Annotated in this window: 12 protein-coding genes; 5 read left to right on the forward strand and 7 right to left on the reverse strand. The window is 65.2% G+C overall.

Going from position 1 to position 13,750, the window contains the following annotated elements:
- The first annotated feature begins 251 nt into the window (after positions 1–251).
- On the forward strand, positions 252–899 hold the full coding sequence (locus tag FKZ61_RS19550) for a 50S ribosomal protein L25 (RefSeq protein ID WP_141611830.1): 648 nt from the start codon (positions 252–254) through the stop codon (positions 897–899).
- Between the two features lie 129 nt (positions 900–1,028).
- Here FKZ61_RS19550 and FKZ61_RS19555 read toward each other — a convergent pair whose 3' ends face one another.
- The 7 genes from FKZ61_RS19555 to tilS form a co-directional block, all read right to left on the reverse strand.
- A complete protein-coding gene (locus FKZ61_RS19555; protein WP_141611831.1) occupies positions 1,029–2,336 on the reverse strand; it encodes a peptidoglycan DD-metalloendopeptidase family protein in 1,308 nt (435 codons plus the stop codon).
- A 32-nt stretch (positions 2,337–2,368) separates the two neighbouring features.
- Positions 2,369–2,908, reverse strand: a complete 540-nt coding sequence (gene hpt / locus FKZ61_RS19560; RefSeq protein WP_141611880.1) for a hypoxanthine phosphoribosyltransferase — start codon at positions 2,906–2,908, stop codon at positions 2,369–2,371.
- Positions 2,909–3,087: 179 nt separating this feature from the next.
- On the reverse strand, positions 3,088–4,605 hold the full coding sequence (locus FKZ61_RS19565; protein WP_170200050.1) for an endo-1,3-alpha-glucanase family glycosylhydrolase: 1,518 nt from the start codon (positions 4,603–4,605) through the stop codon (positions 3,088–3,090).
- 108 nt (positions 4,606–4,713) lie between these two features.
- On the reverse strand, positions 4,714–5,370 hold the full coding sequence (locus tag FKZ61_RS19570; RefSeq protein WP_141611833.1) for an NUDIX hydrolase: 657 nt from the start codon (positions 5,368–5,370) through the stop codon (positions 4,714–4,716).
- A gap of 43 nt (positions 5,371–5,413) precedes the next feature.
- Complete coding sequence (locus FKZ61_RS19575; RefSeq protein WP_141611834.1) at positions 5,414–6,652, reverse strand: class I SAM-dependent rRNA methyltransferase; 1,239 nt, start codon at positions 6,650–6,652, stop codon at positions 5,414–5,416.
- The gene (locus FKZ61_RS19580) at positions 6,642–6,920 is read right to left on the reverse strand and encodes a hypothetical protein (RefSeq protein ID WP_141611835.1); all 279 of its coding nucleotides are present in this window, start codon (positions 6,918–6,920) and stop codon (positions 6,642–6,644) included. Before FKZ61_RS19580 ends, FKZ61_RS19575 begins: the two co-directional genes overlap by 11 nt.
- Complete coding sequence (gene tilS, locus FKZ61_RS19585) at positions 6,917–8,467, reverse strand: tRNA lysidine(34) synthetase TilS (RefSeq protein ID WP_141611836.1); 1,551 nt, start codon at positions 8,465–8,467, stop codon at positions 6,917–6,919. The genes FKZ61_RS19580 and tilS overlap by 4 nt, the downstream gene beginning before the upstream one ends.
- A 265-nt stretch (positions 8,468–8,732) precedes the next feature.
- Between tilS and FKZ61_RS19590 the strand changes: the two genes are divergently transcribed.
- From FKZ61_RS19590 to mrdA, 4 genes are all read left to right on the forward strand, one after another.
- Positions 8,733–9,803, forward strand: a complete 1,071-nt coding sequence (locus tag FKZ61_RS19590; protein WP_326838576.1) for a rod shape-determining protein — start codon at positions 8,733–8,735, stop codon at positions 9,801–9,803.
- Between the two features lie 148 nt (positions 9,804–9,951).
- A complete protein-coding gene (gene mreC, locus FKZ61_RS19595; protein WP_141611837.1) occupies positions 9,952–10,911 on the forward strand; it encodes a rod shape-determining protein MreC in 960 nt (319 codons plus the stop codon).
- Positions 10,908–11,423, forward strand: a complete 516-nt coding sequence (gene mreD, locus FKZ61_RS19600) for a rod shape-determining protein MreD (protein ID WP_141611838.1) — start codon at positions 10,908–10,910, stop codon at positions 11,421–11,423. Before mreC ends, mreD begins: the two co-directional genes overlap by 4 nt.
- A gap of 64 nt (positions 11,424–11,487) precedes the next feature.
- Positions 11,488–13,647 carry a penicillin-binding protein 2 gene (mrdA, locus tag FKZ61_RS19605; RefSeq protein ID WP_141611839.1) on the forward strand — a complete coding sequence of 720 codons (2,160 nt, stop codon included), beginning with the start codon at positions 11,488–11,490 and terminating at the stop codon, positions 13,645–13,647.
- Positions 13,648–13,750: the final 103 nt, after the last annotated feature.

Raw genomic sequence — 13,750 nt, forward strand, 5'->3', positions numbered from 1 at the left:
GCGCACGGTCTTCCTGGCGGCCGGCCGGGTGGAGGGACGGATCTCCACTTTCCTGACTCCGTGGACAGCTTTTGCCGCGGGTGCAGGCCTGGGTGTTGCCCTCCTTTCCGGCAAAAGCCTGTTGGCCAGGCTATTCGCCCTGATTTTTAAGCGACGAAATGCATGACCGTTGGTGGTCGGCAGCAGTTGGCCGTTGGCAGAGGCCCATTTCAGGAATTTTTAGAAGAAACGTTGTTTAGAGGAGCCATTCCATGTCCGATTTAAAGTTAGATGCCCAACCTCGCACCGTGACCGGGCGTAAGGTACGGCAACTGCGCAACCGGGGGTTGGTGCCCGTGGTGGTCTACGGCAAACAGCAGAAGCCCATGAACTTGCAGGTCCAGGCCCGAAGTCTGGAGCGGGTGTTGCACCACGGTGGCACCTCTCAGCTGGTGCAGGTGCAGGTGGAGGGTGGCGAGTCCCTGAACATCCTGATTCGGGATGTGCAGCGGCATCCGGTCAACCACCAGTACCTCCACGCGGATTTCTACGCCGTGAACATGGCCGAGAAGCAGCAGGTGGAAGTGCCTGTGGTGGCTGTGGGGCGTCCGGAAAGCCTGGTCACCGGCCTGATGATGCTCCAGGCCCTGGACTCGGTTGAGGTGGAAGCCCTCCCGGCGGACATCCCCGCATCCATTGAGGTGGACGTGACCGGCCTCACCCCGGAAGAGCCCATCACCGTGGCCGACCTGCCCCGGCTGCCTGGCGTGGAGTACCTCAACGATCCGGAAGAGGTGGTCTTCACCATGATTGCCACCCGGGTTGAGGAAGAAGAGGAAGCCGAGGAGGAAGAGGCTGCCGAGCCCGAGGTGGTCGCCAGGGGCAAGCAGGAAGAGGAAGGCGAGGAAGACGAAGAGTAATCCTCTCGACCTGCCGTGTCCCCTGCCGTGGCAGGCCATGGACAACGCCTTTCCCGGGCCCTGGATCCAGCATCCGGGGCCTTTTGTTTTTCGCCCTCATTCACATCTCTGCCACATCTCCAATCGTCTTCAAGGGGACAGCCCGGCCAGGGGCTCCTCCACAAACTGCATGGGATCGACGGCCACGCCGTAGATGCGGAGTTCCCAGTGGAGGTGGGCACCGGTGCTCAGGCCGGAATTGCCCACCAGCCCCAGCAGATCTCCCTGCCGCACCATCTGGCCAGGGGTCACGTCGATCTGGCTCAGGTGCCAGTATCCGGTGAAAATGCCCCGCCCGTGATCTAGCAGAACGGCATTTCCCCGCACATCCAGGGGTTCGGCCAGGGCCACCACCCCATCCCCTGGGGCCACCACCGGCACCCCCTCGGGCGCGGCGAAGTCCTGGCCCGCGTGATAGCTGGCCACTGGCCCGCTGTTGTAGCTGCGGCGGGTGCCGAAGGGGCTGCTGGTCACATACTCCAGGGAGACAGGCCGGCTGAAGACATCCCGCCACAGGAGGGTCGGACTGACCTGGGACCAGACCGCCGTGACCTTCTCCAGCTCTGCCTGAACCAGGGTCGGCTCCAGCAGCTCTCCCCGATCGGGCGGCAGGACGATGTCCTGGGTCTCATAGTCGCCTGCCACCACCGGGATCTGCCATGTCCGGCTCAGGGGGAAGCCGTTGCGGGCCTGGTAGGTGATGATGAGGGGGTAGGGTTGAGGGGCCAGCAGGGCCGGCACGGGCAACAGAGCAAACTGCCGCAAGGGATCGGCGTCGGTGGGGGTGAAGACCACCGGCAAGCCGTTCCAGGTGGCGGTCAGGCTGAGGGGGCGCCGGGTGGTCACCCACAGCCGGCCGGTGCGCCCCTGGACCAGCGCGTCGGGCAGGGACATTGTGGCCACGGCGCCGAAGCGCAGGGGCGAAGGTGGCAACGTCTCCCGAGGGACCAGAACTGGCTGGCCGGGGAAGAGGGAAGTGTGCTCCTCCTGGCCATTCAAGGTCGCGAGCACAGCCGCATCCTGTCCATAGCGCAGGGCCACGGCTCGCAGACTTTCGCCCGGCCGGGCATAGACCACCGCCAGGTCCACGGCGGCGGTCCCCTCGCCGCCTCCAGGAATCAGGAGCACCTGCCCCACCTGAATCAGGTCCGGGTTTTGAATGCCGTTGAGCTGGATGAGGGATTCCAGGGAAACGCCGAAGCGCTCGGCGATGCCGGCCAGGGTATCCCCGGCCACCACGGTGTAGGTGCCCGCGTTCCCCTGGGCTGCGGCGCTTTCTGGGCGCCACCGAAAGGCTCCGGTCAGGCCCATCCACAGGGCCAGGGCCAGGACCAATGCCTGGAGCAGACCATACCACGGCCAGGTATGGCGAATGCCAGATTGTACCTCGTCCTTCACGGCTTCCCTCCGGAGCGGCTCCCCTTGCCGGCTTACGAGCGGTAAATGTCCGGCTTCAGGATGCCGATGTAGGGCAGATTGCGAAATACCTCGTTGTAGTCTAACCCATAGCCGACCACAAAGTCGTTGGGGATGGAAAAGCCGATCCAGTCCACGTGGATATCGACTTCCCGGCGGTCTGGCTTGTCCAACAGGGTGACGATGCGCAGGCTCGCGGGGCGTCGTTCCCGCAGGATGCGCACCAGGTAGTCCAGGGTGTTGCCGCTGTCGATGATGTCTTCCACGATGAGGATGTTGCGGCCTTCGATGGGGTGGTTCAGGTCTTTCAAAATGCGCACCACGCCGCTGCTCTGGGTCCCGGCGCCGTAGCTGCTGGTGGCCATGAAGTCAATTTCGTGGGGGATGTCAATGGCCCGAATCAGGTCGGCCATGAAGACGATGCTCCCCTTCAGCACGGAGACCAGCAGCAGATCCTGGCCCCGGTAGGCGTCGCTGATGCGCTGGCCCAGCTCACACACCCGCTGCTGCAGAGTCTGTTCATCCACCAGGACCCGCTCGATGGCGTCGTCCAGTGAACGGTGGTGGAGCGCGGCCATCAGGCTCTGGGAGCTGTGGGGTGGCGACATGTTTAAATCCTCCTCTTTGCCTTCAGAGAACGGTTGCAGATGATCCTCCGGGGGCATTCTGTACCGGCGGCTGTCGCGTCCAGCGCCGCTCGCCGGGGTAGCTGGACGGCGTCCATTGCCGGAAATCAGTGGGATAGCACCGGCTTCACCGGCGCCATGTCCGCAGCGTGTACCGGTGACATCTGGAATGCTAGCTGGAATGACGTCTGAGATGTGGTCTGAGCTAACGGCTGGGAGGGAAGCGCCTCGGTCGCCGGTTCAGGCGTTGCCGTCGGCGTTGGGGCCTGGGGCACCGCCTCTACTGGCAGGAGGGGTACCTGTTCCAGGGGGCCGGCCGTCTGCACCATGGGCGCGTAAACCCAGCCCGTTTGCCCTCCATATTCCACCTGCCACCACTCTGGCCAGGTGGGATGATGCCCGGTGATGGGCAGGGCTGTTCCCTGGGCCAGCTGGTCCAGGATGGGATAGTCGGTGCCGGGGCCGGCCCGCAGGTTGAGCAGGAAGACAGTCACGTAGGCGGTAGGCACAGCCGGCGTGGGAAGCGGTGTGGGGGTGGGTGGGGGTGGGGCCGGCACCTGGGCCGCAGCCACGGCGACGCCACCGCCTGCCTTGAATTGCCCGCTCCACTGTCCGGCGAGGGCCAGGTACTGCTCGCCGAAGGCTGCGCTGGGCTCGATGTAGGTGCCTTCGGGCCACTCGTTAAAGCTGTTAATGACGATCCAGTTGGGGTTGCTGGCCATGGCTGCCTGCCAACTGCGGGCGAAATAGTTGCCGCCCTCCCGATCCTGCACAAAGCCCACGCCCGGCCGAATGCGCACATCGTTGTAGCCGGGCATCACTGTGGCCACCCAAAATTTGTAGCTCCCAAATCGTTCTCGGGCCGCGGCCACCTGGCCGGCAAACTTCTGGTTGACACTGTACAGATCGGCTGGGGGATTCCAGGTGTTGCTGTAGAGGTGATGGCCATCAAAGACGGCCAGGTAGCTGGTGTCCACCCCTTCGCCGATCCAGATGCTGGTGTGTCCGGGATCCACCTGCTGGCGGATGGCCTGCCAGGTGTCGACGCTGTAGAGGGTCGGTCGCCAGAAAAAGAGGACCGGCCGTCCGTCGACCCGGAGATACGCCGGGTGGCTGGCATGGCGACTCAGCGCCTGCTGGAGGGCATCGGTCACGGCTCCCACGTTGCCCAGAAAGGGCGAATCTGTCTCGAAGAGGATGCCGATCCGAAAGCCTCGTGCGGCCGCTTCGTCCAGCATGGCAGCCAGGTTGGGCTCCGTCTGGTTGCTGTCGCCGTGGGGACCGTACCAGGCCACCAGGAAGGCGTCGATGCCTGCGCCTTGTGCCTGCTGGATATGACGCCCCATGACTTCCCGATCCCGGCTGGCATAGGGCTGGGCTGGCAGGTCGCTCAGGCGGTCATAGGTCCAGGTCTGCTCGTCGAACCAGGTGTAGTAGAAGGCCAGCACCAGGGGATCACCGCTGCTCTGGGCGGCGGGCCGGCTGGACGGCGCAGCCTTCAGCGTGTCGGGGGAAAGCCACAGGCCTAGCAGGGCCAGCAGACTCAACAGCACCAGGGTGAGGAAGATGCGCCAGCCGAGCCGTAGCTGGATGGGCGCATCGGGTGTCGAGCTTGCCAGGGGCAACGATGCCCCGAACGTGTTAGATGGGTGATTTGATTGCGTATCCACGAAGGCGGATCCTAACATGTCTGCTTCCATCCCGCCAAATCAGGATGGCCGCCTGGGTGGAGCTCAGTTGACCGCTTGCTTCAGCGCCTGGACTGCGGGCAGGGCCAGGAATTCCCCCAGGATCATGGCCGTGGCTCCCCATACCGTTTGCCCTTCTATATCGAAAAAGGGTACCAGGGCCACCCGATCCCGCAGTTGCCACTCCTCCTGGCGCAGGCGGCTCGGATCCAGGAAGGTCAACAGGGGGACTTCCAGCAGCCGGGCCACTTCGTACGGGTCGATGTGGAAGGCGGGCCGGTAGCCGATCCAGCCGACCGTAGGCTGGACCAAAAAGTTGCTGGCGTGGATGTAGAGGGGGCTCAGCCGGCCCAGCACCTCCACCTCCTCGGGCGGCACGCCGATCTCCTCGTGGGCCTCCCGCAGGGCCGTCTGGGTGAGATCGCCATCAGCCTCTTCATAGCCGCCGCCGGGCAGCCCCACTTGCCCACTGTGGACGCCGTCGTAGGTCTGGCGCAGGATCAGGGGCAGGTAGATCTGCCCTTCGCGCGGGTAGAGCAGGAGGAGTACCCCGCCCCGGCGAACGTGGGCGCCGGCCTGTTCAGGGATAATGTCCCCGGGACGAGGCCGCGGGGCCATCCGGTTTTGGGCCGGCCGTCCAGGGAGCGGGCCCTGCAGGTCGGCCCGGAGCTGTGCGAGAAACGAGCTGTGCGTTGGATCCATGGCTTCCTGGTTTCTCATACGCTGGGCTACGGAGCCCATGATGTCATCCGCTTGCGGCCATGGTGGCCTGCCCAACCCGGCAGAGAAATCCCTGCAGGTACTCCCCTTCGGGGAAGTGGAGGGCGACCGGGTGATCCGGCGCCTGGTGCAGCCATTCCAGGATCTGGACCTCCCGGCCCACGTCCAGGCTGGCGCCAAAGAGCACTTTCTGGAAGAGATCCAGGCTCACCAGGCCGCTGCAACTGAAGGTTACCAGAATCCCGCCGGGCCGGACCATCTGCATGCCCAGCATGTTGATGTCCTTGTAGCCCCGCAGCCCTCGTTCCAGGTTGCGTCGGCTCTGGACGAACTTGGGCGGGTCCAGAATGACCACGTCGAAGGCCGGCCGCCCGGGCTGATCGCGCCAGTCCCGCAGGATCTGGAAGACGTCGCCGGCGATGCTCTCTGCCTGTGCATCCGGGTCGAAGCCGTTGAGCCGCAGGTTAGCCTCGCCCAGTTCCAGGGCAGCCACGCTGCTGTCGATGTTGACCACGTGGGTTGCGCCGGCCGCCAGGGCGTGAACGGCGAAGGCTCCCGTGTAGCTGAAGGCGTTCAGCACCCTCGCCCCCTGGCAGTACAAGGCTACCCGTCGTCGGTTCTCACGCTGATCCGTGTAAAATCCGGTCTTCTGGCCGCCCAGGAGATCCACCAGAAAACGGAGCGGACCTTCGTGGACTTCCACCGGGCCGGTGGGGGCGGTGCCGGCCAGGAGGCCCGTGGCGTCGGGCAGCCCCTCCTGCCGCCGGGCGGCCATCTCACTCCGTTCCAGCACCCCCTGGCAGCCGGTCAGCGTCAGCAACATCTGTGCCAGGGCCTCTTTGCGCCGGTCGATGGCCAGGGTGCCGGCCTGGAGCACCAGGAACGGCCCGTAGCGGTCCACAATCAGCCCTGGCAGGCCATCGCTTTCACCGTTGACCAGGCGATAGGCGTCTGTCTGCCCCTGGATGGTGGGGTGTTGCCGTTGTCGCACCGCTTCCGCCAGGCGACGCTGCCAGAAGCGATCATCGATGGTTTCCCCGGGATCCCAGGTGAGGAGGCGAACCTGGATCTGGCTGGCGCGGTTCAGATACCCCCGAGCCAGCCAGTTTCCCTGGGCGTCCACCACATCCACCGGTTCGCCATCCACGGCTTCGCCGGCAATATGGGCGATGGCGCCGCTGAAGATCCAGGGGTGAAACTGGCGCACCGGTTTTTCCCGGCCCGGCTTGAGGCGGACCTGGGGCAGGGGACGATCAGTGGCCATGGTTCTTGTCTCCGGCAGCATCGTGGTCTTCGGCGGAAGGGGTGGCGGCCTCCGGATCATCCTCGTCCACTTCCCAGCCGTAGGCATTGATGAGAATCCGCTGGTCGGGCAGGTGGATGACCCGGCGCTGGGGATCGTACTGAAATGGGACCTGGCCTTCCGGCGTGGTCAGTACGCCGGTGACCTGTTCTGGGCGGCGCTCCTGGAAGCGGACTGTGTACCCTTTGTAGATGAGCCAGTGGGTGAGGGGTTTGACATTGGGTCTCATGGAAGTCGTTGCCATTGGAGTTGTAACACCTGTCGGGTTTGGTCGGTAATGCGCACCTGGTGGCTGATGGCCTGGCCGCAGATCCACACCGGCCGGCGCTCTGCCCGCTCGATGACCACGGGCCAGCCGGCGCGCAGGGCGGCGGGCACCTTGCGGTCGGTGAAGAAGTCCCCCAGGCTCTTGTGGCGGCCGCCCATGCCCAGGGGGGCAAAACGGGCCCCAGGCCAGGGCGTGGTCAGGGCCAGGGTGTGGACTCGATCCGCGTCCAGGAAGGCCCGCCAGGGCTCCCCGGGGGTGCGCCAGTCTGGGGGGAGATGCTGGATGGGGTAGCAGCGGCACAGGAGCTGCCAGTGCCTGCCCGCCTGGAGCTGGCCCGGGCAGGGGATCGGCGCCTCGCCCACCGTCTGGCGCCAGCCAGTCCCCAGGAAGGGGTGTTGGGGGGCGAAAGGCAGCTCATCGTCCCGGTGCAGGCTGAGCCGTGCCGGCGTCCTGTCCGTAGCGCCGGCCACGGTCCACACCAGGTGGTCGAGCAGGGGGTACGGGCCGCCGGCATGGGTGCTCTGTTCCAGCCGGGCCAGGATGTTGTCGATGTGGTGAAAGCCGACGGCCCGCAGGTCGGCCTGCATCTCGGCCAGGGCCTGGCGCAGCACCCCCCGCTGGGTGGCCGGGTCCTGGGCCAGGAGGCCGGTCAGATCCAGCACCACGCGCTCCGCTGGCGTCCGCTCCAGGGTCAGCTGGTCCAGCGCCTTTCGATCCCAGCGTTCGGCCCGCCGGGCTTCCTGGGCCAGGAGGTCGGCGGTGCGGGCCAGGGTTTCCACCACCCGGGGGTTGATGGTGGCCAGCTCCGGCAGCAGCTGGTGGCGGATGCGGTTGCGCAGGAAGGAGAGGTCGTGGTTGCTTGGATCCTCGCGCCAGGGCAGGCCAAAGGCCTCCAGATAGGCCCGGATGGCCGCCCGACGCACGCCCAGCAGGGGCCGAACCAGGTAAACCGGGGAGCGTGATGGATTCGTGGGGGAATCGTCAGGAAGTGGACCGACCCACGCCATGGCGCCCAGCCCGGCCAGGCCGCTGCCCCGGAGGAGGTTCATGAGCAGGGTTTCGGCCTGGTCGTCCTGGTGGTGGGCCACGGCCACCACCGGAGGTTGCCCCGGCGGCGTAATGGCCCGGGCCACCTCTCCCAGGAAGCGGTAGCGAAGCCGGCGGGCTGCGGCCTCTGGCCCTTCGGGGCGATGGGTCAGCTCCTGGGGGGAGAGGCGACGGCTGTGGCAGGGGAGTCCCAACTGGTCCGCCAGCCCGGCCACAAAGGCGGCATCCTCGGCAGAGTCCGGGCGCAGGCTGTGGTCCAGGTGGGCGACGTGGAGGTGAAGTTGCCAGAGGTCGGCCACCTGGTGCAGGGCGTGGAGCAGGCAGACGCTGTCTCCGCCGCCGCTGACGCCCACCAGGACCGTGGTCCCCGCGGAGGTGGCGGCGGGGAACAGTTGAAAGCGGGTTTGGGCGTCCATCAGCGCCGCGATCAGCGGGCGCGCCCCTGGTGGCCATGTGGCCATCCGCTGCTGAAACTCGGTCTTCACAGCCGCATTATACCACAGGAAACGCTGTCGGGGCCGGGTTGGAATGGTATGGGGAAATCGGGCTGCCCTTTTTTCACGGAAATTTGCTTGTGGTATAATGCGCTATGGTCTGCAATTTCAACGCAGAGGGACGGAGCGGCATCTGCGGGTGTTCGCTCCGCCAGCAGGCAGCACAAGTAAGCAACAATCATCAAGGACTGAGTGCGGGTGATTTTGTGACAATGGGGGCGATGGTACGTCTGTGATTAACCCGTTGGATTGGCTGTTAGGCCTTTTTTCATTGGACATCGGCATCGATCTGGGTACTGCCAATACCCTGGTTCACGTCAAAAACCGCGGTATCGTCATCAACGAACCTTCAATCGTCGCCATTGACCGATCCTCCCGCCGGCGGAACGCCGTCAAGGCCATCGGCAACGAGGCGAAGGAGATGGTGGGCCGCACCCCGGCCCACATTGTCGCCATCCGGCCCTTACAGGATGGTGTGATCTCGGACTTTGACGTCACCGAGCAGATGATCCACCACTTCATCGGCAAGGTCCACGGCAACCGGGCCTTTGGCGCTGCCCGTCCCCGGGTGGTGATCGGGATCCCTTCGGGGGTCACCGAAGTGGAAAAACGGGCTGTGCGGGACGCAGCCATCAGCGCCGGCGCCCGGGAAGCCGGCCTGGTGGAGGAGCCCATGGCCGCGGCCATTGGTGCCGGCCTGCCTGTCACCGAATCGGTGGGTTCCATGATCGTGGACATCGGCGGTGGAACCACGGAAGTGGCGGTGATTTCCCTGGGCGGCATCGTGGTCTCTCGCTCCATCCGGGTGGCCGGCGACGAGATGAACGAGGACATTGTCAACTACGCCCGGCAGAAGTACAATTTGCTCATCGGCCTGCGCATGGCCGAACGGACCAAGATCGAAATCGGCTCGGCCTACCCCATGGAACGGGAGCGGACCATGATCCTGCGGGGGCGGAACCTGGTGACGGGCCTGCCCGAGGCGGTGGAGGTCAGCTCGGTGGAGATTCGGGAGGCCCTGGCCGGCTCGGTGCAGGTGATCGTGGACGCAGTCAAGGCCACCCTGGACGAGACGCCGCCCGAGCTGGTGGCCGATCTCATGGAGTATGGCATCGTGCTGGCCGGGGGCGGGGCCCTGCTCCATGGCCTGGCCCAGCGCCTGCAGGATGAGACCCGCATGCACGTCTACGTGGCCGACAACCCCCTCACCGCGGTGGTGATGGGCACGGGCATGATCCTGGAAAAGCCAGAGTTCTATAAAGAGACGCTGACCAGCATGCAGCGCAAGAGCACGATTCGCTAGTAAATCCCGGCAGAAATTCGCCGATCGGGCCTCTGGCCCGCGGCTTCGCCGATCGTATCCACCAGAGCTAATGCCGCCGAATTTCTGCCGTGGTATTTACGCCAGACTGTACTAGGATTGGGAGGCGTCATTCGCCTTTACTGCCACCATGCGTAACACCGACAGAAGGCCCTGGACCCTGGGCGATGTGGCCATCCGGCTGGTGATCTTTGGCCTGGCCGCCGTTTTGTTGATGGCCCTGCAGTTGGGCGGCCATATCTCCACCTTGCAGAGCGGGATGACCCAGCTCACCTCTCCCGCGCAGCTGGGCACTGCCAGCCTGACAGAATCCATCGCCGATGCCATCGACTTCCTGGTGGAGCTGCGCACCCTGCGCCAGCGCAACGCCGAGCTGGAGCAGATCAACGGCGCGCTGCTGGTGGAGAATTTCCGCCTGCGGGAGGTGGAGCGGGAAAACCAGACCCTCCGCGCCTTCCTGGCCTTCGCCCAGACTCGGCCAGCCCTGGAGCTGCGTGGCGCTCAGATCGTGGCCCGGGTCATCGGCCAGGAAAGCAGCAATTTCCTGGACTACATCATGCTGGATTTGGGGCAGGCCCATGGCATCGCCGTGGGGATGCCTGTGGTCACCGACCAGGGCCTGGTGGGGCGCATCAGCGAGGTGACCGAAAACACCTCCAAAGTCCTCCTGATCACCGACGCCAGCAGCGCTGTGAACGCCATCCTTCAAAGCAGCCGCCTCCCCGGCGTGGTTCGGGGGTCACCAGGTGGCGACCTGGTGATGGACTACATTCCCCAGGGTGCCATCTTCAGCGTGGGCGAAGTGGTACTCACGTCGGGGCTGGGCGGGCGCTTCCCGAAAGGCATCCCCCTGGGCCAGGTGGTGGAGATCCGCCAGCGAGATATCGACGTCTTCCAGCAGGCGCTGGTCCGCCCGACGGTGGATTTCAGCCGCCTGGAGCTGGTTATGGTGATCACCAATTTTGAGCCGCTGGAGGATGTGTTGTCGGAGCCGGCCCTGGCGCCGGCCGCGCCTGCCGGGGAGGCCCCGGCTGCGCCTGCTGAGGGGGCCCCGTCAGAGGTGCCGGTGTCCCCTGAAAGTGGCCCATGAATCGCGGTGCCTTGTATTACTTGATGATCCCGCTGTTGGTGGTGGCCGGCCTGTTCCAGTCCTCCGCCGCTCCCCACATCAGCATCCGGGGGATCAAGCCTGACCTGGTGCTGCTGGTGGTCCTGGTGGGGACCCTGCTCTACGGCCACCGGCCCGGCATCACCTGGGCCTTCATCGGCGGCATCATCCTGGATCTCTTCAGCGGCGGCCCCATGGGCAGCTCCAGCCTGTCCCTGATGTTGGCGGCGCTGGTGGCCGGCATGGGGCATCGCACCCTGTCCCGGTTCAACCTGTTCGTTCCCCTGGGCGCGTGCCTGCTCGGCACCCTGGTCTACGCCACGGCCTACCTGTCCATCCTGGGCCTGTTGCGAAGCTTCAACCTGGCCAACTACTATCTTCCCTTCTGGACGACCCTGCAGCATGTGGTGGCGCCGGCCATGCTGTACAACGCTACCCTGATGTTGCTGCTGTTGCCTTTTCTGAACCGTGTTCCCGAAAGCCAGGACCTGTAGGAAGCCTGTGTCCGGGACGCCGACGATGGCCACGCCTGGTTGAGGTACCCTGTGATGAACCGCTATGTTTGAGCAACGCAGTCGAGACACATCCACCCTCGCCATGACCCTCTTCCGGCTGGGCCTGATCCTGGCCTTTTTGATCATGGTCGCACGCCTCTACCGGCTGCAGATTGTGGAGGGGCAGGACTTCCGGCAGCGGGCCGACGATAACCGTTTTGAGCTGGTGGAGTTGCCGGCGCCCCGTGGGGTGATCTACGACCGCACGGGTACCATCCTGGCCCGCAACCGCCCCAGCTTCGAGGTGGCCGTTGTGCCCGAGGATCTGCCCTTCGACGACCCCGAGACGCCGGAAGATGAGGAAGGGCTGGAAATTGTGAAAATCCTCCAGCTCCTGCGGGCCGATACCGACGAAGATGTGGCCCTGCGCATCGCCGAGCTGATGTTTTTGCGCCTGGGGCGGGCGGACTTCGCGGAAACGGTGGGCGAAGCCGGTGTGAAACTGAACTACATCACCGTGCCAGGCCCGGTACAGCTGGTGACCCCAGAGGATGGAGGTCCTCCCCAGGAAGTGGCGGTGCCCGTCCTGGTGCCGGATATCTCCCAGCCGTTGCCCATGCCAGGGCTGGTGGCCCTGGTGAAGCGGGTGGTGGCCCTGAGTGGCCAGGGTAGCGCTTCCCGCCCCGTGCCCATCCTGGACCTGGTCGACCGGATTCGTGCGGTGGAGCTAGCCGAGGAGAGCTACCGCATTCCCAGCGTGCGCATCCATGAAGTGCCCGTGCGGGACTACGTCTACGGTCCCTACATGAGCCACGTGCTGGGATTCATGGGGCCGATCCCTGCGGCTGCTGCCGAGGATTACCGGGCCCGGGGGTATACCAACCCCAACGAGAAGGTCGGCCTCAACGGCCTGGAGTATTCCTACCAGCAGGAACTGCGGGGCATCCCGGGGTATCGCAATGTGGAGGTGGACATCCTGGGCCGGGAGGTGCGCACCGTGGGCCAGGTGCTGGAGCCGGTGCCGGGTTCCAACCTGATCTTGAACATCGACCTGCGCCTGCAGCAGGTGATGTACGACACGCTGCAGGCCAAGCTGGAGGAAAAGAACACCCCCTGGGGCGTCGCCATCGCCATGAACCCCATGAACGGCGCCATCCTGGGCATGGTGAGCCTCCCTTCCTACGACAACAACGTCTTCGCCGAGCGGATCAATGAGGACTACCTGGCCCTGCAGAACGACGAGCATCGGCCCCTGATCAACTACGCCATCGGCGGCCTCTACCCGCCGGGCTCCACCTTCAAGCTGGTCACGGCCACCGCCGCGCTGGCCGAAGGGATCATCACCCCCCAGACCACCATTGTGGACAGTGGCCCCATCTACCTGCCCAACCGCTTCTTCCCAGACGACCCCAGCCAGGCCCAGGAATTTGTGAGCTGGAACCATGCCCGGGGCATCGTCCACGGGCCCCTCAACGTGGTCCAGGCCATGGCCCTCTCCAACGACATCTTCTTTTACTACCTGGGCGGTGGTTATCCGCCGGCCCAGTTTGTGGGGCTGGGCCAGCGCCGGCTGGCCGAATGGACCGAGCTCTTCGGCTATGGCGATCCCACCGGCATCGACATCCCCGGCGAAGTGGGTGCTCCCGTCCCCAATGACCGCTGGAAACGGCAGCTCTACGCCGAAAGTTGGACCACCGGTGACAGCTACAACATGGCCATCGGCCAGGGCTACCTCCTGGCCACGCCCTTGCAGGTGTTGGTGAGCACGGCTGCTGTGGCCAACGGTGGCACCATCTACCGCCCTCAGATTGTCTACCAGATTGTGGACGCCAAGGGCGGCCTGCAGCGGGATTTCACGCCCCAGGTGGTGCGCCAGCTTCCGGTGCCGCCGGGGACGATAGAATTCGTGCAGCAGGGCATGTGGGCAGCGGTGAACGCGCCGGGCGGTACGGCCTACGCCGCCAAGCTGGATAACGACATCACCGTGGCTGGCAAAACGGGGACGGCCGAGTTCTGCGAGTACATCCCCGAGGAGAACGACTGCCGCCGGGACGACAAGGGGCACCTGCCCACCCACGCCTGGTTTGTGGCCTACGCCCCCTATGAAGCGCCGGAGATCGCCCTGGTGGTCTTCATTTATGATGGCGGCGAAGGTTCGGAGGCCGCGGTCCCTGTGGCCCGCCAGATTCTGGAAGCCTATTTCAATGAGATTCACCCCCGCTAAATTTGAGCCGGTGTGGTAAGATATGGCGTATCCCATGTTGGGGCAGATGACCTCTGGACATGGATGACGGTTGACCGGCCCTTTCTCCCCCGGCTGCGGGGCC

It is taken from the genome of Litorilinea aerophila, from assembly GCF_006569185.2.
In the GTDB taxonomy this organism is placed as follows: Bacteria; Chloroflexota; Anaerolineae; order Caldilineales; family Caldilineaceae; genus Litorilinea; species Litorilinea aerophila.

Coding starts and splice junctions, on each gene's coding strand:
- FKZ61_RS19550 (WP_141611830.1), top strand. CDS start 252: ATGTCCGATTTAAAGTTAGATGCCCAACCTCGCACCGTGACCGGGCGT.
- FKZ61_RS19570 (WP_141611833.1), bottom strand. CDS start 5,370: ATGGATCCAACGCACAGCTCGTTTCTCGCACAGCTCCGGGCCGACCTG.
- FKZ61_RS19575 (WP_141611834.1), bottom strand. CDS start 6,652: ATGGCCACTGATCGTCCCCTGCCCCAGGTCCGCCTCAAGCCGGGCCGG.
- FKZ61_RS19580 (WP_141611835.1), bottom strand. CDS start 6,920: ATGAGACCCAATGTCAAACCCCTCACCCACTGGCTCATCTACAAAGGG.
- tilS (WP_141611836.1), bottom strand. CDS start 8,467: ATGGCCACATGGCCACCAGGGGCGCGCCCGCTGATCGCGGCGCTGATG.
- mreC (WP_141611837.1), top strand. CDS start 9,952: ATGCGTAACACCGACAGAAGGCCCTGGACCCTGGGCGATGTGGCCATC.
- mreD (WP_141611838.1), top strand. CDS start 10,908: ATGAATCGCGGTGCCTTGTATTACTTGATGATCCCGCTGTTGGTGGTG.
- mrdA (WP_141611839.1), top strand. CDS start 11,488: ATGTTTGAGCAACGCAGTCGAGACACATCCACCCTCGCCATGACCCTC.